Origin of the sequence: Flavobacterium sp. LC2016-23, from assembly GCF_009674775.1 — a bacterium.
GTDB lineage: Bacteria > Bacteroidota > Bacteroidia > Flavobacteriales > Flavobacteriaceae > Flavobacterium.
Genome location: NZ_WKKE01000015.1, coordinates 50,430 through 73,060 on the forward strand (window position 1 = coordinate 50,430; position 22,631 = coordinate 73,060).

General features: G+C 35.8%; 18 protein-coding genes. 13 read left to right on the top strand and 5 right to left on the bottom strand.

Going from position 1 to position 22,631, the window contains the following annotated elements; genetic code table 11:
- Position 1: 1 nt before the first annotated feature.
- Complete coding sequence (gene tsaD, locus GJU43_RS13735; RefSeq protein WP_154341325.1) at positions 2-1,024, bottom strand: tRNA (adenosine(37)-N6)-threonylcarbamoyltransferase complex transferase subunit TsaD; 1,023 nt, start codon at positions 1,022-1,024, stop codon at positions 2-4.
- 205 nt (positions 1,025-1,229) lie between these two features.
- Here tsaD and GJU43_RS13740 point away from each other — a divergent pair, with 205 nt between their 5' ends.
- The 5 genes from GJU43_RS13740 to GJU43_RS13760 all read left to right on the top strand — a co-directional run bounded on the left by GJU43_RS13740 (position 1,230) and on the right by GJU43_RS13760 (position 9,471).
- A complete protein-coding gene (locus tag GJU43_RS13740; protein WP_229655061.1) occupies positions 1,230-5,717 on the top strand; it encodes a translocation/assembly module TamB domain-containing protein in 4,488 nt (1,495 codons plus the stop codon).
- A 305-nt stretch (positions 5,718-6,022) separates the two neighbouring features.
- Positions 6,023-7,009 carry a 6-phosphofructokinase gene (gene pfkA, locus GJU43_RS13745; protein WP_154341326.1) on the top strand — a complete coding sequence of 329 codons (987 nt, stop codon included), beginning with the start codon at positions 6,023-6,025 and terminating at the stop codon, positions 7,007-7,009.
- Between the two features lie 88 nt (positions 7,010-7,097).
- Positions 7,098-8,102 carry a type I glyceraldehyde-3-phosphate dehydrogenase gene (gap, locus tag GJU43_RS13750; RefSeq protein WP_154341327.1) on the top strand — a complete coding sequence of 335 codons (1,005 nt, stop codon included), beginning with the start codon at positions 7,098-7,100 and terminating at the stop codon, positions 8,100-8,102.
- Between the two features lie 130 nt (positions 8,103-8,232).
- Positions 8,233-9,084 (top strand): N-acetylglucosamine kinase, encoded by an 852-nt coding sequence (locus tag GJU43_RS13755; RefSeq protein ID WP_154341328.1) that lies wholly within the window; start codon positions 8,233-8,235, stop codon positions 9,082-9,084.
- A gap of 12 nt (positions 9,085-9,096) precedes the next feature.
- Positions 9,097-9,471: a methylglyoxal synthase gene (locus GJU43_RS13760; RefSeq protein WP_154341329.1), complete on the top strand. Its 375-nt coding sequence runs from the start codon at positions 9,097-9,099 to the stop codon at positions 9,469-9,471.
- An 89-nt stretch (positions 9,472-9,560) separates the two neighbouring features.
- Here the strand turns inward: GJU43_RS13760 and GJU43_RS13765 are convergent, their stop codons facing one another.
- A complete protein-coding gene (locus GJU43_RS13765; RefSeq protein ID WP_154341330.1) occupies positions 9,561-9,941 on the bottom strand; it encodes a RidA family protein in 381 nt (126 codons plus the stop codon).
- An 88-nt stretch (positions 9,942-10,029) separates the two neighbouring features.
- Complete coding sequence (locus tag GJU43_RS13770; RefSeq protein WP_195760046.1) at positions 10,030-12,738, bottom strand: putative LPS assembly protein LptD; 2,709 nt, start codon at positions 12,736-12,738, stop codon at positions 10,030-10,032.
- An 81-nt stretch (positions 12,739-12,819) separates the two neighbouring features.
- On the opposite strand from GJU43_RS13770, the gene GJU43_RS13775 reads away from it, so the two are divergent.
- The 7 genes from GJU43_RS13775 (at position 12,820) to GJU43_RS13805 (ending at position 19,826) form a co-directional block, all read left to right on the top strand.
- Positions 12,820-13,947 carry an N-acetylmuramoyl-L-alanine amidase gene (locus tag GJU43_RS13775; protein WP_154341332.1) on the top strand — a complete coding sequence of 376 codons (1,128 nt, stop codon included), beginning with the start codon at positions 12,820-12,822 and terminating at the stop codon, positions 13,945-13,947.
- A gap of 50 nt (positions 13,948-13,997) precedes the next feature.
- Complete coding sequence (locus GJU43_RS13780) at positions 13,998-14,966, top strand: MlaD family protein (protein WP_154341333.1); 969 nt, start codon at positions 13,998-14,000, stop codon at positions 14,964-14,966.
- 5 nt (positions 14,967-14,971) lie between these two features.
- Positions 14,972-16,309: a (Fe-S)-binding protein gene (locus GJU43_RS13785; protein ID WP_154341334.1), complete on the top strand. Its 1,338-nt coding sequence runs from the start codon at positions 14,972-14,974 to the stop codon at positions 16,307-16,309.
- A 139-nt stretch (positions 16,310-16,448) separates the two neighbouring features.
- Positions 16,449-17,240 (top strand): (Fe-S)-binding protein, encoded by a 792-nt coding sequence (locus GJU43_RS13790; RefSeq protein ID WP_154341335.1) that lies wholly within the window; start codon positions 16,449-16,451, stop codon positions 17,238-17,240.
- A gap of 95 nt (positions 17,241-17,335) precedes the next feature.
- Entirely contained in the window at positions 17,336-17,818 is a 483-nt protein-coding gene (locus GJU43_RS13795) for an ABC transporter ATPase (protein ID WP_154341336.1), read from the top strand.
- A gap of 425 nt (positions 17,819-18,243) precedes the next feature.
- The gene (gene bshA / locus GJU43_RS13800; protein WP_154341337.1) at positions 18,244-19,380 is read left to right on the top strand and encodes an N-acetyl-alpha-D-glucosaminyl L-malate synthase BshA; all 1,137 of its coding nucleotides are present in this window, start codon (positions 18,244-18,246) and stop codon (positions 19,378-19,380) included.
- A 23-nt stretch (positions 19,381-19,403) separates the two neighbouring features.
- Positions 19,404-19,826 (top strand): protease complex subunit PrcB family protein, encoded by a 423-nt coding sequence (locus tag GJU43_RS13805; RefSeq protein WP_154341338.1) that lies wholly within the window; start codon positions 19,404-19,406, stop codon positions 19,824-19,826.
- 79 nt (positions 19,827-19,905) lie between these two features.
- Here GJU43_RS13805 and GJU43_RS13810 read toward each other — a convergent pair whose 3' ends face one another.
- Entirely contained in the window at positions 19,906-20,403 is a 498-nt protein-coding gene (locus tag GJU43_RS13810; protein ID WP_154341339.1) for a hypothetical protein, read from the bottom strand.
- A 121-nt stretch (positions 20,404-20,524) separates the two neighbouring features.
- Positions 20,525-21,349, bottom strand: a complete 825-nt coding sequence (locus tag GJU43_RS13815) for a UDP-2,3-diacylglucosamine diphosphatase (protein ID WP_154341340.1) — start codon at positions 21,347-21,349, stop codon at positions 20,525-20,527.
- Positions 21,350-21,537: 188 nt separating this feature from the next.
- Here GJU43_RS13815 and aroC point away from each other — a divergent pair, with 188 nt between their 5' ends.
- Positions 21,538-22,596, top strand: a complete 1,059-nt coding sequence (gene aroC, locus GJU43_RS13820; protein ID WP_154341341.1) for a chorismate synthase — start codon at positions 21,538-21,540, stop codon at positions 22,594-22,596.
- Positions 22,597-22,631: the final 35 nt, after the last annotated feature.

The window sequence follows — 22,631 nt, forward strand, 5'->3', positions numbered from 1 at the left end:
ATTAAAATTGAATTCGTGCTTTCGAAACAACAGCAGAAGTTTCGAAACGATTGGATAAATATTTTTGATAGCCTACAATTCCGATCATGGCAGCATTATCGGTGGTGTATTCGAATTTCGGAATAAAAGTTTTCCAGCCATACTTGCTTTCGCTTTCTTTCAGTCGGGTTCTGATGCCTGAATTGGCAGAAACACCTCCGCCAATGGCGATTTGGGTGATTCCGGTTTCTTTGACGGCTAATTTTAACTTGTCCATCAAAATTTCGATAATTGTATATTGGATCGAAGCACAAATGTCATTTAGGTTTTCTTCAATGAAATTCGGGTTTTCTAATTTGTTCTTCTGGATGAAATACAAAATTGCCGTTTTTAATCCGGAGAAGCTGAAATCCAGTCCCGGTACTTTTGGTTTTGTAAAAGCAAAAGCTTTCGGATTTCCCAACTGGGCATATTTATCGATTAACGGGCCGCCCGGATAAGGAAGTCCAAGAATTTTGGCACTTTTGTCAAAAGCTTCCCCGACAGCATCATCGGTAGTTTCTCCGATAATTTCCATATCAAAAAAACCATTCACTTTTACAATCTGAGTGTGTCCGCCGCTAATGGTTAAGGCTAAAAAAGGAAATTCCGGTTTATCAAAACCTTCTTCGTCTATGAAATGGGCTAAAATATGCGCATGCATGTGATTTACTGCAATTAACGGTATTTTTAGGGCTAGCGATAGTGACTTGCTAAAAGAACTTCCTACCAGAAGCGATCCCATTAAGCCGGGCCCCTGCGTAAAAGCAATGGCAGTTAATTGTTCTTTTTGTACATTTGCCTTACGAAGGGCAGCATCGATTACGGGAACAATATTCTGCTGATGGGCTCTTGAAGCTAATTCAGGAACTACACCGCCGTACTGATTGTGAATTAACTGATTGGCTACAACATTTGAGAGTACTTTATCGTTATGTAAAACTGCAGCAGCAGTATCATCGCATGAACTTTCGATGGCAAGAATAAAAACCTCTGAATTTTGCATATAAAGGCACGAATTTTGGATTATATTTGACAAATCAAATTTTTAAATTTTCTTTGATTGAAGTAAACGCCAAAATTAAAGAAATTTTATCAAAACAGTCGTCCTTTGTCTGTTCAAAATAAATTTAAAAGAAAACTAAAATAAAAGAGCTATCAAAAAAGTAAAGAAAATAATATCCAGAACCCTGATTGGGTTAGTCTTACTTTTGTTGGCATTGGCTATCATACTGTCTTTGCCTGTAGTTCAGACAAAAATTGCAACCTATGTGACCGAATCGCTCAATGCTGATTTTAAAACCAAAATCAGTGTCGACAAAGTGGCTATAAATATTTTTGGCGGGGTCAAACTAAAGAAGGTTTTGATTTTAGACCATCATAATAAGGTTTTAATTTATTCGGATATTATTACCACTGATATTTTAAGCATAAAAAGATTGCTCGATGGCGATCTCATTTTTGGCGATCTTCGCCTTACAGGTTTAATCTTTAACCTGAGAACGTATAAAAATGAAAGCGAAAACAATATCAATAAATTTATTAAGCTGTTTGATTCCGGAAAACCTTCCAAAACCAATAAACACTTTTTACTGACGGCTAAAAATGCCTATATCTCTAAGGGTACTTTTACGGTTGTTGATGAAAATAAAAAAACACCGAATTTCCTTGATTTCAAAAAGCTTAATGCATACATAAGTGACTTTAAATTATACGGGCCGGATGTAAATACAATCATTCACCGGTTTTCTTTTTTAGATCATCGCGGTTTGTATGTCTCTAATTTTGCCGGGAAATTTAGCTACACGAAAAAGCAGATTAAAGTAGAGAACCTGGCAATAAAAACGAAAAGGTCGTCTATTTACGGTCAGGCAACACTGAATTATAAGGTAGAAGATTTCTTAAACTTTACGGATAAAGTTAAATTTAATGTAGTGCTGGATTCCGCTTCGATCGCTACCAATGATATTCGTTATTTTTATGACGGATTGGGTAAAAACCAGCATTTTAAAATCAAAACAAAAATAAACGGAACGCTGAACAATCTTAACCTGAAACGACTCAGGCTTACTGATACTAATGGTTCAAAAATTGCCGCAACTATTAATTTCAGAAATCTTCTGGGGAATAAAGACCAAAAATTTTCTATGAACGGAAAATTCGAGAAACTGATTTCAAGCTACGACAATCTTGTTGTTTTAATGCCTGTGGTGTTGGGCAAAAAACTTCCCAAAGAGCTTCAGAGACTGGGGAAATTTAATATAGTAGGTAAGGCAAAAGTGTCAACAACCGCCTTAGAAACCGATTTTAAAATGATAACTGATTTGGGAAATGGACAGGTCGATCTCCATATGAATAATATGGATTTTATCGATAAAGCGTCCTACTCCGGAAATATAATACTGGATAATTTTAATATTGGGGCTTTACTGCAGCGCAAGGATGTGGGCAGAACTACTTTAAATCTGGATATTGACGGAGTCGGTTTTACCGAAAAATACCTGAATACCATTGTAAAAGGAGATGTTTCAAAATTAGATTATAATAAGTACACCTACAATAATATTACCATAAATGGTAATTTTAAATTGCCCTATTATAAAGGACAGTTATCTGTAAACGACCCAAACCTGAATCTGACATTTGACGGTCTGGTTGATTTAAGTAAAAAGGAAAATAAATACGATTTTCATATCAATGTTGAAAATGCAGATTTGCGAAAATTGAAATTCGTAAACGATTCTATTTCGCATTTTACGGGAGATGCTATTGTGGAAGTGACCGGAAATTCTATTGAAAACCTACAGGGTAATATTTACATTAAGGACGCAGCGTACCAAAATCCGAAATCGACTTATGCTTTTGATGAAGTAACGATCAATTCTAATTTTGATGCCGCCAGAATACGCACCATTACCATAAATTCGTCAGATGTCATTAATGGAAAAATCGTAGGGAAATTTCAGTTCAAAGAATTAAACAAACTGGTGATGAATTCTATAGGAAGTCTGTACACCAATTATAAACCTTATAAAGTTAAAAAGGGTCAGTTTTTACGTTTCAATCTGCACGTATACAACAAAGTAGTCGAAATGTTATATCCTGAAATTGAAATTGATTCCTCCACAGTTGTTCTTGGGAAAATTGATTCCGATCTGAAAGAATTCAAATTCAGGTTCAATTCAAAAAAAATAACCGCCTCAAAAAACACCTTCGATAATATCAGAATCAATATCGACAATAAAAATCCGCTTTATAATGCCTTTGTCGAGCTGGACAGTATCAAAACTCCTTATTACAAGGTTCGTGATTTCAGTTTAATTAATGTGACTTCAAAAGATACATTATTCGTTCGTTCAGAGTTTAAGGGCGGAAATAAAGGTGAGGATTATTACAATCTGAATTTATATCACACGATAGATAAGAACAAAAATAATATAGTAGGGATCCATAAGTCGGAGATGAAATTTAAAGACTATTTATGGTATTTGAATGAAGACGCCGAAAAAGACAATCAGATTATTTTTGATAAAGACTTCAAAAATTTCACGATTGACAACATAGTCCTGTCGCACGAAGATCAGAAAATTGATTTGAACGGCGTTTTAAAAGGCAATGATTATAAGGATCTCGTGCTGAATTTTGAAGATGTTGATATCAATAAGATTACGCCATTCAATTCGAAATTCGTATTCAACGGTAATCTGAACGGGACCGTCAATTACAAACAGAACAAAGATGTTTACCAGCCCACAGCGTCGCTGGTCATTGATCACCTTAACCTGAATAAGACCGAACTCGGGACTTTAAATTTCGATATTTCGGGAGATCAGAGCTTTAAAAAATTTACCGTAAATTCCTCTATACAAAATGGTTTTACCGAATCGTTTAAGGCCGGAGGAACTTTTTCAGTAGAAAATAAAGAAACTTATCTGGACCTGAATTTAAAACTGGAAGGATTTAATCTGGCAACTCTGGGAACGGTCGGAGCCGGTGTTTTATCCAACATAAGAGGATCTGTTTCCGGTAATGCTGCAGTTGTAGGAAATCTTAAGAAACCGGAAATCAATGGAAGGTTGTATGTTGAAAAGGCAGGTATGACCATACCATATCTTAATACAGATTATGAATTAAGTGATCGTACTGTTATTGATTTAACAGACGAGAAGTTTCTGTTTCGAAATAACCAGCTTACCGATACGAAATACGGTACCAAAGGGTTACTGAATGGTAGTATTGAACATCATAATTTTGGTGACTGGAAGCTGGATCTGAATATTTCATCCAAGCGATTACTGGCACTTGATACAAAAGACAGCGATGATGCGGCTTATTTTGGGACTGCTTTTATTAATGGTACAGCCAGTATTACGGGACCTACGTCAAATTTATTTATCAAAGTAGCTGCAAAATCCGAAAAAGGCACCGAAGTCAAGATCCCTATTAATAATGTACAAAGCGTTGGAGAAAACAGTTTTATACATTTTGTGACTCCAAAAGAGAAATACAATTTAGCCAATGGCATTGTTGAAAAGACGAGAAATTACGGAGGCCTTGAATTGGAATTTGATTTTGATATCACACCTGATGCAGAAGTAGAAGTAATTCTTGACAGGAATTCGGGCCACGGTATGAAAGGTAAAGGATACGGATCGCTGTTGTTTAAAATTAATACACTCGGTAAATTTAATATGTGGGGGGATTTCCAGGCGTATGAAGGAACCTATAATTTTAAATACGGAGGTTTAATCGATAAAAAATTCGCAGTTAAAAAAGGAGGGTCTATTATTTGGGAGGGTAACCCGATGAAAGCCCAGCTGAATCTTGAAGCAGTCTACAGAACCTCTGCAAATCCTGCTGTATTGCTGGATAATTCGTCTTTTAATAAAAAAGTACCGGTTGAAGTTGTCATAGGATTACGCGGGGATTTAACAAGTCCGGAGCCTAATTTTGATATTCAGTTTCCTTCGGTAAGCAGTGTGCTGAAATCCGAGATACAATATAAGCTGGATGATAAAGATGTGCGTCAGACTCAGGCACTTTATTTATTATCGACAGGATCATTTATGAGTCCGGATGGCTTTAATCAAAGTGATTTGTCGGGAACATTTGCAGAAACAGCGGCGAGTTTATTAGGTGGCATTATAAAATCAGATAATGATAAATTCAATATAGATTTAAATTTTATATCAGCAGACAAGCGAATAGGACAGGAGGCAGATGGCCAGTTTGTAGCCAATATTACTTCGCAGGTAAACGAAAGAATTACAATCAATGGTAAAGTAGGTGTTCCGGTCGGCGGGGTCAATGAATCGGCAATTGTGGGGGATATTGAAGTGCTTTACAGGGTTAACGAAGACGGGTCCATGAATCTTCGTTTGTTTAATAAAGAAAATGATATCAATTACATAGGTCAGGGAATTGGCTATACGCAGGGAGTCGGTATTTCATATGAGGTCGATTTTGATACTTTTAGTGAGCTGGTCAATAAAATATTCAAGAGTCATAAATTAGAAAGGTCTTTGAAAAGTTCTTCCGATGAATTACAGGATTCGTACTTAAATCCGGAGTACGTTAATTTTTCGAATAAGAAAGATGCCGATAAGAATAAAAAGAAAACGGATAAAAAAGAAGAAGAAAAACCACAACCGGCCAATAATAACAATCAGGGTGTCATACCGGATAACGAAGATTTTTAATTTGTTAAAAAGATACGATTCAAAACCATTATGCTTCATAATGGTTTTTTTATGCTTAAATTTAAAGGTTCAATCCATTTTTTTATGATTTATGAAAACATAAAATTTTATAACACTTCATTAATGTATTGTTAATTTTAAGGATTCAATTAAAAAAACAGGCTTTTATTATTTTTAATGAATTTTTTTATATCAAAAAACTTATTAACGAAAACGTTTGAATTTAACATATTTTATTAATTTATTATAATCATAACCCGAAAAGTGGTGAATGTTTGCTAATTTTACACTTTAATACTTAAATAATGCCAAAAACAATAAAAAAAGTTGGTGTTCTAACCTCAGGAGGTGACTCACCAGGAATGAATGCTGCAATACGATCAGTTGTTCGAACATGTGCTTATCATAATATAGAATGCATAGGAATTTATAGAGGGTATCAGGGAATGATCGAAGGAGATTTCAAAGAAATGGGTCCCCGAAGTGTAAATAATATTGTAAATAAAGGCGGAACGATCCTGAAATCGGCCCGTTCAGTGGAGTTTAGAACTCCGGAAGGCAGAAAAAAGGCACACGAAAACCTTTTGAAAGCCGGAATAGATGCTCTGGTGGTCATTGGAGGTGACGGAAGTTTTACCGGAGGATTAATATTTAATGCAGAATTTGGTTTTCCTGTAATGGGAATTCCGGGTACAATCGATAATGATATTTTTGGAACCAGTCATACCCTTGGATATGATACAGCGCTGAATACGGTTGTAGATTGTATTGACAAAATCAGGGACACTGCAAGTTCACATAACCGATTGTTTTTTGTAGAGGTTATGGGTAGAGATGCCGGACATATTGCTCTTAATGCCGGAATTGGTGCAGGTGCCGAAGAAATTCTTATTCCTGAAGAAGATTTAGGTTTAGACCGATTACTGGATTCTCTTCAAAAAAGTAAAGCTTCAGGAAAATCATCAAGTATAGTGGTTATTGCCGAAGGAGATAAAATTGGTAAAAACGTATTCGAATTAAAAGATTATGTTGAAGCTAATTTACCGGAGTATGATGTAAGGGTATCTGTTTTAGGACACATGCAGCGTGGTGGTTCACCATCTTGTTTTGATCGTGTACTGGCAAGCCGCTTAGGTGTAAAAGCAGTAGAATCATTAATCGAAGGAAAATCAAACTATATGGTTGGTTTACAATCAGATAAAGTGGCTTTGACTCCGTTGGAGCAGGCCATTAAGGGCAAATCGGAAATTGATAGAGAATTACTAAGGGTGTCTGACATTATGTCGACCTAAAATATAAGTTTAAAAAGAAAAGAAGTTTATTGTGAGGAAATTAGACTTTAAAATAGTGTAATAAAAACAAAAGCAAAAATCAAGTAAAATGTCAAAAGTAAAATTAGGAATAAACGGATTTGGACGTATTGGAAGAATCGTTTTCAGAGAATCTTTCAACAGAGATAATGTAGAAGTTGTAGCAATCAATGACTTGTTAGATGTAGATCACTTAGCTTATTTATTAAAATATGATTCAGTTCACGGCCGTTTCAACGGAACTGTAGAAGTAAAAGAAGGAAAATTGTATGTAAACGGAAGAAATATCCGTATCACTGCAGAAAGAAATCCTGCTGACTTAAAATGGAACGAAGTGGATGTTGACGTAGTAGCTGAATGTACTGGTATTTTCACAACTATCGAAACTGCAAACGAGCACATTAAAGGTGGTGCTAAAAAAGTAATTATTTCTGCTCCGTCTGCAGATGCTCCAATGTTTGTAATGGGTGTAAACCACGAAACTGCAAAAGCTACAGATACAATCGTTTCTAATGCTTCTTGTACTACAAACTGTTTAGCTCCTTTGGCTAAAGTTATTCACGATAATTTCGAAATTGTTGAAGGTTTAATGACAACTGTTCACGCAACAACTTCAACTCAGATGACATCTGACGGTCCTTCAAGAAAAGACTGGAGAGGTGGACGTGCTGCTGCCATAAACATCATTCCTTCTTCAACGGGTGCTGCAAAAGCGGTTGGAAAAGTAATCCCTGCCTTGAATGGAAAATTAACAGGAATGTCTTTCCGTGTTCCTACTGCTGACGTTTCTGTAGTAGATTTAACGGTAAAAGTAGCTAAAGAAACTACTTACGAGGAAATCCTTGCTGTTTTAAAGAAAGCTTCTGAGACTGATATGAAAGGTATCTTAGGATATACTGAAGATGCAGTGGTTTCTCAGGATTTTATTTCTGACAAAAGAACATCAATCGTTGATGCTACTGCCGGAATTGGTTTAAATTCAACTTTCTTCAAATTTGTATCATGGTACGATAATGAGTACGGATACTCTAGTAAATTGATTGATTTATCTGTGCACATTGCAGGTTTAAAATAATATTATATATTTTTACAGAATCCCGTTATTTCAAAGTAACGGGATTTTCTTATTTTGTTACGCCTTTAATTAATGTAAAAAATACACTTTTTATTTAGTTAAAGAAAAACTAATCCAAAAACTAAATAAAATGAAATTAATAGTTGATAGTGGATCTACTAAAGCCGATTGGATTGCAATTGATGATAATGGAAAAGTATTATTCACGACACAAACTTTAGGATTAAATCCTGAAATACTTGACGGTCCGGAAGTTATTACAAGAATAAGTGATCGTTTTGATATTTTACAAAATAAAAATAATGCAACACATTTGTTCTTCTACGGAGCAGGTTGCGGAACGGAAAGAATGCAGACAGAACTGGCACGTATATTTCGTGAATTTTTTGTGAATGCAATTGTAGAAGTTCATGAAGATACTTATGCAGCAGTGTACGCGACTACCCCAAAAGGAGAAGAAGCAATTGTAAGTATCCTGGGAACAGGGTCAAACTGCAGTTATTTTGACGGAAAAGTTTTGCATCAGAAAGTACAGTCATTAGGCTATATCGTTATGGATGATTGTAGTGGAAATGTTTTCGGAAAAGAATTAATCAGAAAATATTATTTCAATAAAATGCCTAAAGAACTGGCTGTTGAATTTGAAAAAGAATATAATTTAGAGCCTGATTTCATCAAAAACAAATTATACAAAGAGCCAAATCCTAATGCGTATTTAGCGACTTTTGCCAAGTTCCTGATTAAACATAAAGACACGGAATTTTGTAGAAAAATCATCTTCAAGGGGATGAAATCTTTCGTTAAGAACTACATCAAACAATTTGATAACTGTAAAGAAGTTCCGGTACATTTTGTGGGTTCTATTGCTTTTTATCTAAAAGATGAATTGCAGGAAACATTTGATAAGTATGAACTTCAATTGGGTAATGTTTTAAGAAGACCTATTGACGGATTAATTGCTTATCACGTGGCTAATCAATAATAAAATTAAAATATGGAAATTGCTATTATAGCTCACGATGGAAAGAAGGCAGATATGGTACAGTTTTTAAATAAAAACAAAACCCTTTTGCTTCAGGAAAACATCAAACTAATCGCAACGGGAACTACCGGAAGCAAAGCTGTAAATGCCGGATTTAAGGTAAAAAGAATGCTTTCCGGACCATTTGGCGGTGATGCACAAATTGCTGCCCGTGTCGCTGAAGGCAAAACCCAGATGGTTTTCTTTTTTAAGGACCCTCTGGCAAGTCATGCTCATGAAGTTGATATTAATATGCTGATTCGTGTTTGCGATGTACACAACGTACCTTTGGCCACAAACGAAGCTTCTGCCCAGCTGTTACTAAATGCTGTCGCACTGCAATTATAGAAATTTACCTGTTTACCTTATATTCAAAAACCGTTTCATTTTATTGAAACGGTTTTTTTGTTTTTTTTAATTATTTTTAAAATCTATTGTTATTGTACGGCGATTATAGAAATTTCTACATTTACGTTTTTCGGTAAACAGGCCACCTGAACCGTTTCGCGGGCCGGAGCGGTTTTTTCGTCAAAATAAGAACCGTAAACGGTATTTATGGCACCAAAATTATTCATATCCATAATAAAAATAGTGGCTTTAACTACGTTTTCAAAAGTCATATCCGCCGCTTCTAAAATGGCCGCTATATTCTGCATGACCTGATGGGTTTCATCATTGATATTGTCTGTAATCAGTTCTCCCGAAGCAGGATTGATGGCAATCTGACCGGAAGCATAAAGCGTGTTTCCTGATAATACAGCCTGATTGTAAGGGCCTATTGGAGCTGGTGCTTTTTCAGTAAAAATTATTTTTTTCATAGTAATTATTTTTAAAGGTAAGGATGGCTGTTTTCTAAGCTATTAAGTAAAGTCATGGCTTAGAAGAAATCAACTTAAAAATACGATTTTATCGGTTAATAGCGCTTCGTTTATTCCATTTAATGTCACTAAGAACGCCGGATTTGATTCCAATGAAGAAATTCCAGTTGGAGTTTGTTCCAAGCGGACTCCAGTTAAAAGCCATTCTCCAGCTTAATAAATCTCTTTCAAAACGAAATTGGGTAAACGTAACACCTTTTTGTACAAAGTCATAACCCGTAGAAACCCCGCCTTTCCATTTCGGCGTAATATCCATATTGGCAGAAATCATAATCGAATTTCCGGTTATTTTGCTCTCCCGGTTGACATTCGAATAGGTTAAGGAGTAAGCCATCGTCATGTCCCATGGAATTTTCGAATTAAAAAACTCGGTGATTACATTCTCGTCATCTTCATTTTTTTCGTTTGCAAACTGGCTGTTTCGGGGATCATTTAAGTCGGTATTGGTACCAAATAAATCATCTTTACGGCCACCGTTTCGTTCACTTTGTTTGTTCTCTTCTTTTCCGCCTTTATTCGAGAACGAATAATTCATCGTTACATTGGCACTTGTCAGTCGGAATAAACTTCCGCCATTGTCAATATTATAGGTGCTTATTCTCGTTCCGGAATTGTCAATCGCATAAGGGTCAAGTGTGGCTCCGAAATTGACATTCATTTTATTGTCAAAAAACTGCGTTCCCCCGCTTACAAGTACAGGCTGCCAGGCTAAAACCTGTTTTCCGTCCGCATTGAAATTATAACTGGTGTTGAAATTCAGGTTGTTTAGGAGCATTATTTTTTTAGGCTCCGTCTTGGTACTGTCACTGTCTCTTACTTTCGCTTCAAAAGTATTGCTTAAAGAGAATCCTACTATATTAGAGTTTTCTTTACTCGGAACACCGTAAACACCATTTTCGAAACGGGTATAGGAATTGGTAATCCTGCCCGAAGCATCAACAGCATAATTGTTATAATATTTTTCAAAACTTGGCGTATACGCATACGTTATGGAAGGTCTCATGACGTGACGGATCGACTGGATTCTTTTGTCGGAACCAAAGTTAAAAGTTCCATAAATCGTAGTTCCTAAATTCGTGCTGAAATTGTACGTCCTGAAGGCATCAAAACCATTAACGGTCCTGTCGACCACTTTGCTTTGGTTCACGTCGTAACTTCTGTCAATTGTTTTAGTTACCCAGGTCTCCTGGTAGTTGGTAGAGGCTCCGGCACTAAAATACTTGAAGATCTTGAAGTTAGTACTTAATGGAATACTGTGCTGCATCCCTATCTGGGCATCCCGGAACATTTGTGGTTTGAAAAATAAGGAATCTGTTGTTACGATATTATTTTTACCACTCAGGTTGTATTGCAGGTTGATGTTTTTAATAAACCCTTTTTTAACACCGTCTTTTCCAACAAACGGATAGACACGATCTATACTCGCCTGTAAGGTCGGTAAAGTCATGTTTATTTGCTCTGTCTGTGTATTTTGAGAGTGTGTTGCGGTTAACGAGATACGTGCCTGAGGAATCGTATTAAACGTCTTATTGTACGAGATGGAAGAACTTAAAGTATTATTAAGATTTGATCCTACGTTAGCCTGGTTTATGGACTGCTTGAAGTATTTACTACTACCCATATTCACAGAAGCAGAAAACGTTGAATTTGGATTTGATTTGGTGTCTTTGGAGTGGGACCACTGAATGTTGTAAATGTTTTGTTTCGAGTAGTCAGGATAGCCTCTTTCACTATTAATTAAATTCTCAAAACGTACATTGATGTTCCCCCTGTATTTGTATCTGGTAGCATAGGCCGATTCAAAACGCATGGCATAACTACCGTTGGTATAATAATCTCCTAAAACGGTTAAATCATAATTATCGCTTAAAGCAAAATAATACCCCATATTCTGGAGTGAAAATCCACGGGTATTGGAATCATTATAACTGGGTATTATAATTCCGGAAACGCTCTTTTCCTGACTCATCGGGAAATACGCAAAAGGTAAGGCTATAGGAGTAGGAACATCAGCAATAACCATATTGGTTAAACCTGTTATTACTTTTTTTCCCGGAATAAACTTTACTTTATTGGTCTGAAAATAATATTCAGGATTGTCAATATCTTTAGAAGTAGTGAAACGAGCTCCTTTTAAAAAGTAAACGGAGTCATTTTCCTTTTTGGTAACCGCGGCTTTGATCTTAAACTCGCCTTGTTCTGTTCTTGAATTGTAGATTAAAGCTTTTTTTGTCTTAAAATTAAAACGGATAGAATCGGGCTGCACTTCACTTGCTCCCTGTTTAAAGTTCGGATATTGGGTTAAAACTCCCGCAGAATCTCTTATTCTTCCGGCATACACTTCGTCTTTATCGTAATCAAGTACGATAATACCTGATTTCAGCTCAACATCTTTATAGTAAAGCTCCGCTTCGTTATAAAGAGTGATTGTTTTCTTTTTCTGATCTATCTTCGCATAGTCTTTAGCCACATATCTTACTTTACCGTCCAGAAATGTTTTTTTAGGCCTGACGGTATCCAGTTTTATAGTATCAGTTGCAGTTATTTTTGGTTTTTCCGCCTTATCTGTTTGTTTTACAGGAGGTCGCGGAGTTTTTTTTGTTTTTATCTCTTGTGAATATAGATTACCACATCCTAATGTTAGGAAAAATGATATTAAAACGATATTAAATAAGTTTGTATGCAAAGGTTTAAATGCTATTTTTGTAAAAGTATGGCTTGTTTTTTGACACGTCAAACTTACATATAATTTTTTGTCAAAAATAATCAATTATAAAAATTATAGCAGTTGCCTTTATTAAAATTAACTTTTAGATTTATGAATATACTTAACAAAACTAGACTAATATTTAGTTTTTTTCTAATGATAACAACTTTTTGTTCTTACAGTCAGTCAAATGTCTTTAAAGTGACACTGGATGCGGGACATGGGGATCACGATTTTGGAGCAGTTTACAGTGGCAGGATAGAAAAAAATATTGCGCTGGCGATTGTGTTAAAAATCGGGAAGATATTAGAAGCCAGCCCAAATGTTGATGTTATCTATACTCGTAAAACAGATGTTTTCATCGATCTTGTTGAAAGAGCTAACATTGCGAACAGAGCTAATTCTAATATTTTTGTTTCGATACACTGCAATGCCAACAAAAATACAGCTGCTGATGGAACAGAGACCTATGTAATGGGTTTGAGTAAAGTAGCATCCAATCTTGAGGCTGCAAAGAAAGAGAACTCGGTTATTACTTTAGAAAAAGATTATAAACGTAAATACGAAGGTTACGATCCCAATTCGCCTGAATCAATGATCGGAATGACACTAATGCAGGAAGAATATCTGGACAACAGTATTTCGCTGGCCAGTAAAATTGAAGATAATTTTGACAGATTGGGAAAAAAACTCCGTCAGGGTGGTGTAAAACAAGCCCCTTTCATGGTACTTCATAAGGCATACATGCCAAGGGTTTTAGTAGAAACGGGATTTGTTTCCAATCCGACAGAGGGGAATGTTTTAAATTCGGAAGAAGGGCAAAATGAAATTGCTAAGGCAATTGCTGAAGCTATTATAAGTTATAAAAGAGAATATTTTGGTTCCGGAATACCTGAAATTGCAGACCAAAGACCAGCAAAAGATACTTCAACACCTGCAAAGCAAAAAGTAGTTGAAGCTCCCGTTGCCATAAAAAATGCGCCAAAAGGGACTATCTTTAAGGTACAGCTTATCGCAAGTATCAAAAAAACACCATTGGAGCCGAAAAACTTCAAAGGACTTAAAAATGTGACTATATTATTTGAAAACAATATATATAAGTATTTCTATCAGGAAACTTCAAGTTACGAAACGGCACAAAAATATTTGCAAGAAGCTAAAAGTAAAGGGTATGGAGCTGCTTTCTTAATTGCATATAAAGACGGAGAAAAAATCAGTATTCAGGATGCAATTAAATAAAACTCGCAAGTTCGGATATTTATATTAATTTTGTACAAACACTTAGAATTTTGAAACTAACAAGAGAAATTAAAACGGCTATTTTAGTCATTGCTTCCATTTTATTATTTATTTGGGGCTATAGTTTTTTAAAAGGCAAAGACCTTTTTACGAATTACAAAACATTATACGTTGAATATGATAATGTTGAGGACTTATCGGCTTCAGCACCTGTTACCTTAAACGGACTTATAATTGGTAAGGTAAATAAAATGACTATCAATGAGACAACAGGTAAATTATTAGTTGAACTTCAGTTAAAAACAGATTTTCCTATTTCTAAAACCAGTCAGGCAGCTTTGTATTCCCCAAGTTTAATTGGAGGAAAACAAATTAAAATCGTACCTAATCTTGCAGATAAAGAATTAGCCGAGGATGGACAAACGCTGACTTCTACAGTTGAGCTGGGGTTAACAGAGTCTTTAGGTGGCAAAATTGAACCTATTCAGCAAAAACTGGAAAAAATGCTCGTAAGTATTGATGTGCTGGTTTCGGGACTGAATAATGTACTGGACAAAAAAGGACAGGAAGATATCAAAAAGACTTTGGCAGAACTGAGTCAGACTATGGAACAGTTCCACAGGGCTTCAGGAACTCTTAATTCTATTTTAGATACGAACAAGGGGCAGATTAACGGAGTCGTGACCAACTTTAATAAAATGTCAAATAACTTTTCTAAAATATCAGATTCTTTAAACAAAGCTGATTTAGGAAAAACAGTTAGAAATTTAAATCAGACTTTAGCGAAATTAGATGGTATAATGAGTAACTTAAATTCAGGAAAAGGTACAGCAGGTAAATTATTAAATGATGATGCTTTGTATAATAATCTTGCTAAAACGTCAAAAGAATTGGAGTTATTACTACAGGATGTCCGTCTTTATCCAACACGTTATGTGAATGTTTCTCTTTTTGGAAAGAAAAACAAACCGTATGTGGCACCACCAGCCGAAGATGCAAATTCAAATAGTAAAAAATAATACATATGAGTTATTTAGATAATATTTTGTTCGCCATACTTTTGATAGTTGGTTTCGGTTTTTTTGCAACGAGCGTAAAAAAAATCATCCGAAACATTAACCTGGGAGTAGATGTAAATCGAAAAGATAATTCTAAAGCACGCTGGAAAAACATGGCTTTGATTGCTCTTGGGCAGTCAAAAATGGTGAGACGCCCTGTTGCCGGTATACTTCATATTTTCGTGTATGCAGGTTTTATAATTATTAATATAGAATTACTTGAAATCATCATTGATGGTTTGTTCGGAACCCATAGAATTTTCGCACCTTATCTGGGAGTAGTATATGATGTTTTAATTGCTTCATTTGAAATTCTGGCGCTTTTAGTTTTAGTGGCGGTCATTGTTTTCTGGATCAGAAGAAACATTATCAGGCTGAAACGCTTTATAAATTCAGATTTGAACGGATTCCCTAAAAGTGATGCGAATTACATCTTGTACTTTGAGATGGTTTTGATGACGTTGTTTTTATTGATGAATGCTTCTGACCTGCATTTACAAAATGTTCCGGGAGGATTTTCGCATTTTCATAAAGCCGGAAGTTTTCCGGTAAGTCAATTTATAGCACCACTATTTAACGGAATGTCGAATGAACTGGTGATGTTATTATCTGAAGTATTCTGGTGGCTGCATATTACGGGTATTTTGGTTTTTATGAACTATCTGTATTTTTCAAAACACCTTCATATTCTTTTGGCTTTCCCTAACACTTATTTTGCGAACCTGAATCCCGAAGGACAATTTGATAATTTAGAGTCCGTTACCAAAGAAGTCAAATTAATGATGGATCCTAATGCAGATCCGTTTGCAGCGGCTCCCGTGGATGAAAATGCCGCACCGGCGAAATTTGGAGCCAGTGATGTTCAGGATTTAAACTGGGTTCAGTTACTAAATGCTTATACGTGTACGGAATGTGGTCGTTGTACCTCCTCATGTCCTGCAAATCAGACGGGTAAGAAATTATCTCCGCGTAAAATTATGATGGATACAAGGGATCGTCTGCAGGAAGTAGGAAAAAATATAGATGCCAATAAAGGTGTTTTTGTTCCCGATAACAAAACATTACTAAACGATTATATCACACCGGAAGAATTATGGGCTTGTACCTCATGTAACGCCTGTGTAGAAGAATGTCCGGTAAATATTAGCCCATTATCTATTATTATGGATATGCGCCGTTATTTGGTGATGGAACAGAGTGCTGCCCCAATGTCATTAAATGCCATGATGACCAATATTGAGAATAACGGAGCGCCTTGGCAATACAACCAACAGGACAGGCTAAACTGGAAAAATGAGAATTAAAATCTTTTAATTGGTTATTTGTTTAACCGTTTAACCGATTGCAAAAATATTTTAGGTTTTTTAGTGGGTAATCATAAAAAAAGAGTTTTTACCGATTAACCCAATTAACGATTAACCGATTAAATAAAAAAATAAGAAGATGTCAGAAAGTTTAATAGTGCCAACAATGGCAGAAATGCTAGCCGAAGGAAAACAGCCGGAAGTCTTGTTTTGGGTAGGTTGTGCAGGAAGTTTTGATGATAGAGCAAAAAAAATTACAAAAGCGTTTGTGCGTATTTTAAACCGTACGAATGTTTCTTTTGCAGTGCTGGGTACAGAGGAGAGTTGTACCGGAGATCCTGCAAAACGTGCCGGAAACGAGTTCTTGTTTCAAATGCAGGCCATGATGAATATCGAGGTGCTGAATGCCTATGAAGCGAAGAAAATAGTAACGGCTTGTCCGCATTGTTTTAATACGTTAAAAAACGAATATCCTGAATTAGGAGGTCAGTATGAGGTAATTCACCATACCGAATTTCTGAAATCATTAATTGATGATGGACGACTAACTGTTGAAGGCGGACAATTTAAAGGAAAGAAAATTACTTTTCACGATCCTTGTTATTTAGGAAGAGCCAATAAAGTATACGAAGCGCCAAGAGAATTAATTCAGAAATTAGATGTTGAATTAGTTGAAATGAAGCGTTCTAAAGCAAATGGTTTATGCTGTGGAGCAGGTGGAGCGCAAATGTTTAAAGATGCTGAACCCGGAAACAAAGAAGTCAATGTGTTACGTACGGAAGACGCTTTAGAAGTGCAGCCTGATATTATTGCTGCGGGTTGTCCGTTTTGTAATACGATGCTGACCGATGGAATTAAACATCAGGAAAAAGAAGGTTCCGTAAAAGTAATGGACATCGCGGAATTAATCGCGAATGCACAAGATCTTTGATCTGAGGTTCATAGTGGCAAGGGGTTTTAACCTGAAACTTGAAACCTGAAACTTTCAGAAATCTAAAATCCAACAATCTAAAATCTAAAATTAAAATGTATATCCCTTTTGAAAATTTACCTGGTGAATCCAGAATCTGGATTTATCAATCAAACAGAAAATTTTCTGATGAGGAATTTTCTGAAATAGACTCTGACCTGAAAACGTTTGTTGAAAGCTGGGCTGCACACGGAACAAGTCTGGAGGCTTCTTATGAACTGAAATACAACCGATTTATAATTCTGGCGGTAAATCAGGACGTACAGGCTGCTACAGGATGTTCTATCGATAGTTCTGTTGAATTTATTCAGGGATTAGAGAAAAAGTATAACGTTGATTTGTTAGATAAAATGAACGTTACTTTTAAACTGGGGGAACATATCGCTCACAAACCTTTGATTGATTTTAAGAAAATGGTAAAAGATAAATCAGTATCTGAGAATACTATTGTTTTTAATAATCTGGTAAACAATATCGAAGAATACAACGAATCCTGGGAAGTTCCCGCTGCCGATAGCTGGCACAGTCGTTTTTTCTAGAAATAGTTATAAATAAATAAAAAAAAGCATGAAATCTAAATTTCATGCTTTTTTTTTAACGAAACTGAAACCTGACGGGTTTTCAAAACCTGTCAGGTTTGTTTTGTGAAAAGCGAAACGTCTCTGTAGCCCCGATGGAAGCAACATTCTTTTATGGCGTTTCCGATAGCTATAGGTAGCCATAAAAGATAAAGCGGACAGCGGGACAGGTGGCTTTTTTGAAAATAAATATTTCTGCTCCTGATACTAGTTTTAAGTTGTGAGTAATAGATTATGATTTGGTGGCTTGTCTTAAAAAAAACTATTATGATTTACTAAACGCTACATCTAATAATCTGACAAATCTATTATTCACAAAAATCTAACAATTGAAAACTCCAATTAAATGCTATTTTTGAGTACTTTCGTAGTATTAAATTTAATACATGAAAATAGCAATAGTTTGTTATCCGACTTTTGGCGGTAGTGGGGTAGTAGCCACTGAGTTAGGTCTTGAATTAGCCAGACGCGGACACGAAATACATTTTATCACATACAGTCAGCCTGTTAGACTGGCACTTCTGAATCCAAACGTACATTATCACGAAGTAAACGTTCCCGAATACCCTCTTTTTCATTATCAGCCTTATGAGCTGGCTTTGTCGAGCAAACTGGTTGATATGGTCAAATTATACAAGATTGAGGTCCTTCACGTACATTATGCAATTCCACATGCTTATGCGGGTTATATGGCAAAACAAATGCTGAAAAATGAAGGTATTAATCTGCCCATGATTACAACACTTCACGGAACAGATATTACTTTGGTGGGAAATCATCCTTTTTATAAACCAGCTGTAACTTTTAGTATCAATAAATCAGATTATGTGACTTCGGTTTCGCAAAGTTTGAAAGATGATACGCTGAAACTATTCAAAATCAAGAATAAAATAAGGGTGATTCCAAATTTTATTGAATTGGATAAAATGGTCAAAGATCCCCTCGCACCTTGTCATCGTTATGTGATGGCAAAGGAAAATGAGCGCATTATCACCCATATCAGTAATTTCAGAAAGGTGAAACGTATTCCGGATATCATCAAGATTTTCTATAATATCCAGAAAGAAATCCCGGCTAAATTAATGATGGTTGGTGATGGTCCCGAAAAAGAAAAAGCAGAGATTTTATGCCAGGAATTAGGCATTTTGGATAAAGTGATTTTCTTTGGAAACAGTAATGAGATTGATAAGATCTTATGCATGACTGACTTGTTTTTGCTTCCGTCGGAAACGGAAAGTTTTGGTTTGGCGGCTTTGGAAGCAATGTCTTGCGGCGTTCCCGTGATTTCAAGTAATTCAGGCGGCTTGCCGGAAGTGAATTTTGATGGTTTTTCAGGCTACCTGAGTAATGTGGGTGATGTGGAAGAAATGGCCTCAAATGCATTGAAAATTTTAAAAGAGGATGCTGTTTTAAATCAGTTTAAGGCTAATGCACTGGAAGTGGCGAGAAAATTCGATATCAAAAACATATTACCGAAATACGAAGCTTTGTATCAAAGGGCGATAGACGATTATAAAAATTAACATTCATCTTAAAATAAGCGTAAATGAAAAAAGTAATTTCAGTTTTAGCCGTTTTTGTGCTGGCTTCGTGTGGTGTACAGAAAACATCCGATTCAAAAGCGCTTTATGAGATTTTAACAGAACAGTCGGACGGTGGCGGAAATATCAGGTTCTTTGAAATTCTGACAGAGCCAAACGAAATCAAAATGTTGGAAAATGACCCGCTTCTAAAAGATAAAATGAAACAGGATGATATACACAATTCCAATTATGTTATTCTGAATATGGGTGAAAAAAGTACCGGCGGCTATTCCATAGGAATTGAAAAGGTAGAAGAAACAGATAAAAATATCATTATTACAGTAAAGGAAACTAATCCGGCTCCCGATTCAATGACCATGCAGGTAATTACGTATCCTTACACAGTGGTTAAGATTCGCTCGAAAAAGGAAATTATTATCAAATAAATTTCATCACTTAAAGAACATAAAAAAACCTGTCGCTTAAAACGACAGGTTTCTTTTTACAATTATTTTTTAGTTTTATTTAGAATCTGAATTTAACTCCTAAACCAACGTCAAATCCGAAATTGTCATCATCATAATACCCGGAACCAATTTCAGGTCTTGCATCTAATGAAAGGGTGATAGGCACCTCTTTGAATCTGTATTCAATACCGACATCTCCTGCAGCAAAAACATACGTTCCGCTATCATTATATCTGGCATTATTGAAACGGTAATCGTAATCCCAGGCAGCTACACCTCCACCGACACCAGCGTACCAGTTAAAGCCACCATCAATATTCCATACCCATTGGTAAAGAGCAACTCCTTTAATGGCATCTACATCACGGCTGTTTCTCCATCCTAAATCAAACTCTAACCTGTTTTTTTGATTTAATCCTAATTGATATGATACTTCACCTCCAAATCCGTTGTTGTCTCCGAAACGTATTCCTAAAGCATTTTTAGAAATTTCTTGTGATTGTGCCGTAAAAGCTAAACCTAATAGCATAAGGGCAGATAAAATAATTTTTTTCATAAAATTGGTTATTAATTTTGTTCAAACTTACAATTACTGTAAAAACCAAAACGTATAAAATTATTTTAAATTGTTACATAATTCACATTAGCTACATTTCTTCCAAAAATCAGATGGATTGTTATTTGCTTTTTAAGATAGAGTTAATTAGGTGATTGCTTAAAATATCTTCCATTTCGAAAAGATTTTCTTCTTCCGTAAAGTTAGACTGAGAATAAGAAAATAATTTCCAGCGCTTTTTGTGGTACTCTAAGGCTGTTAAGTTTTCGATCCAGTCCCCTGAATTGAGATATAAGGTAGAGCCGTGTTTGTTTTCTTTTTGAATTATTTTTGGTTCGTGAATATGACCACAGATGACATAATCGTATTTTTTTTCTATCGCAAGATCAGTTGCAGTAGTTTCAAAATCTGAAATAAACTTTACGGCCTTTTTAACGCTTGCTTTTATTTTTTTGGAGAAAGAATAAGGTTCTCTTCCTAATTTAGATAAAAGCCAGTTGATAAAGCGATTGAGGAGAATTAAATAATCATATCCTAAACCTCCGAGTTTGGCTATCCATTTTGAATGTTGTACAGAAGCATCAAAAACGTCTCCGTGAAAAATCCAGGCTTTTTTACCGTCAAGTTCCAGAATTAATTTATCAACTAAAGCAAAATTCCCCATATTCATGTCGCTGAACTTTCTTAGGATTTCGTCATGGTTTCCGGTAATATAGTACACTTTCGTTCCTTTCGAAGCCATTCCGATGATTTTCTGAATCACTCTTAAGTGATTTTTCGGGAAATACGACTTTCTAAATTGCCAGGCATCGATAATGTCGCCATTTAATACAAGTGTTTTCGGTTTTATACTTGATAAATAGTTGTTTAGTTCTTTGGCGTGACTGCCATACGTTCCTAAATGGACATCTGAAATAATGACCAGCTCAACATTTCTTTTTTTCAATTTTTCCTGATTTGAAGTTTAGCAAATAAAAGAATCTTAGATGTAATATATTTTATCAAAAGGTTATTAAAATGACTACAATTTTAATAAATTGTGATTTTTAACCAAATTAACCTTTACTTAATATTACCAATTTTAAATTTTTTAATTTAATTCATAAAACTTACATTTGCTCAAAACAATTTACAATGGCAGGAAATAGCTACGGCACCTTATATAAAGTTACAACATTTGGAGAGTCTCACGGTGAGGCTTTGGGCGGAATTATCGATGGTTGCCCATCGGGAATAGAACTTGATCTGGAAGCGATTGAAGTTGAAATGTCCCGCAGAAAACCCGGACAATCCGCAATTGTAACCCAAAGAAAAGAACCCGACAGCGTTCAGTTTTTATCAGGAATATTTGAAGGTAAAACGACCGGGACCCCAATTGGTTTTATTATTCCGAATACCAATCAGAAATCTGACGATTACTCTCATATAAAGGACAACTACAGGCCAAGCCATGCTGATTATGTGTATGACCAGAAGTATGGTTTTCGCGATTACCGCGGAGGAGGAAGAAGTTCGGCCCGTGAAACTGCCAGCAGGGTAGTGGCAGGTGCTATTGCCAAACAAATGTTACCCGAAATTAAAATTAATGCCTATGTTTCCTCTGTAGGACCAATTCACTTAGATACACCGTACCAGGAATTGGATTTTTCTAAAACAGAAAGCAATCCGGTGCGTTGTCCCGATGAAAAATCGGCCGCTATAATGGAAGAGTATATCCGAGATATTCGCAAACAAGGCGATACTGTCGGAGGAATTGTTTCCTGTGTGATTCAAAATGTTCCCGTTGGTTTGGGAGAGCCTGTTTTCGATAAATTGCATGCCGAATTAGGAAAAGCAATGCTTTCGATCAATGCCGTAAAAGGTTTTGAATACGGTAGTGGTTTTTCAGGATCTGAAATGAAAGGAAGTCAGCACAACGATTTATATAATGCGGACGGAACAACCAAAACCAATCTTTCCGGAGGAATTCAGGGAGGAATCAGCAATGGAATGGATATTTATTTCAGAGTGGCTTTTAAACCGGTTGCAACCATCATGCAGACGCAGGACTCATTAGATAATAAAGGAAATATTACACCAATGACCGGAAAAGGGCGTCATGATCCGTGTGTAGTGCCTCGTGCAGTGCCAATTGTTGAAGCAATGGCAGCGATTGTTCTGGCTGATTTTTATTTAATCAACAAAACATATTAATAAACTGTAAGGCAGTGAGGGTCTTATATTTTAAT

Excerpts from the sequence above, each read along its gene's own strand:
- pfkA (WP_154341326.1), top strand. The coding sequence starts at position 6,023 with ATGCCAAAAACAATAAAAAAAGTTGGTGTTCTAACCTCAGGAGGTGAC.
- GJU43_RS13805 (WP_154341338.1), top strand. The coding sequence starts at position 19,404 with ATGAAAAAAGTAATTTCAGTTTTAGCCGTTTTTGTGCTGGCTTCGTGT.
- GJU43_RS13755 (WP_154341328.1), top strand. The coding sequence starts at position 8,233 with ATGAAATTAATAGTTGATAGTGGATCTACTAAAGCCGATTGGATTGCA.
- GJU43_RS13765 (WP_154341330.1), bottom strand. The coding sequence starts at position 9,941 with ATGAAAAAAATAATTTTTACTGAAAAAGCACCAGCTCCAATAGGCCCT.
- tsaD (WP_154341325.1), bottom strand. The coding sequence starts at position 1,024 with ATGCAAAATTCAGAGGTTTTTATTCTTGCCATCGAAAGTTCATGCGAT.
- GJU43_RS13790 (WP_154341335.1), top strand. The coding sequence starts at position 16,449 with ATGTCAGAAAGTTTAATAGTGCCAACAATGGCAGAAATGCTAGCCGAA.
- aroC (WP_154341341.1), top strand. The coding sequence starts at position 21,538 with ATGGCAGGAAATAGCTACGGCACCTTATATAAAGTTACAACATTTGGA.
- bshA (WP_154341337.1), top strand. The coding sequence starts at position 18,244 with ATGAAAATAGCAATAGTTTGTTATCCGACTTTTGGCGGTAGTGGGGTA.
- GJU43_RS13785 (WP_154341334.1), top strand. The coding sequence starts at position 14,972 with ATGAGTTATTTAGATAATATTTTGTTCGCCATACTTTTGATAGTTGGT.
- GJU43_RS13775 (WP_154341332.1), top strand. The coding sequence starts at position 12,820 with ATGAATATACTTAACAAAACTAGACTAATATTTAGTTTTTTTCTAATG.
- GJU43_RS13760 (WP_154341329.1), top strand. The coding sequence starts at position 9,097 with ATGGAAATTGCTATTATAGCTCACGATGGAAAGAAGGCAGATATGGTA.
- gap (WP_154341327.1), top strand. The coding sequence starts at position 7,098 with ATGTCAAAAGTAAAATTAGGAATAAACGGATTTGGACGTATTGGAAGA.
- GJU43_RS13795 (WP_154341336.1), top strand. The coding sequence starts at position 17,336 with ATGTATATCCCTTTTGAAAATTTACCTGGTGAATCCAGAATCTGGATT.
- GJU43_RS13810 (WP_154341339.1), bottom strand. The coding sequence starts at position 20,403 with ATGAAAAAAATTATTTTATCTGCCCTTATGCTATTAGGTTTAGCTTTT.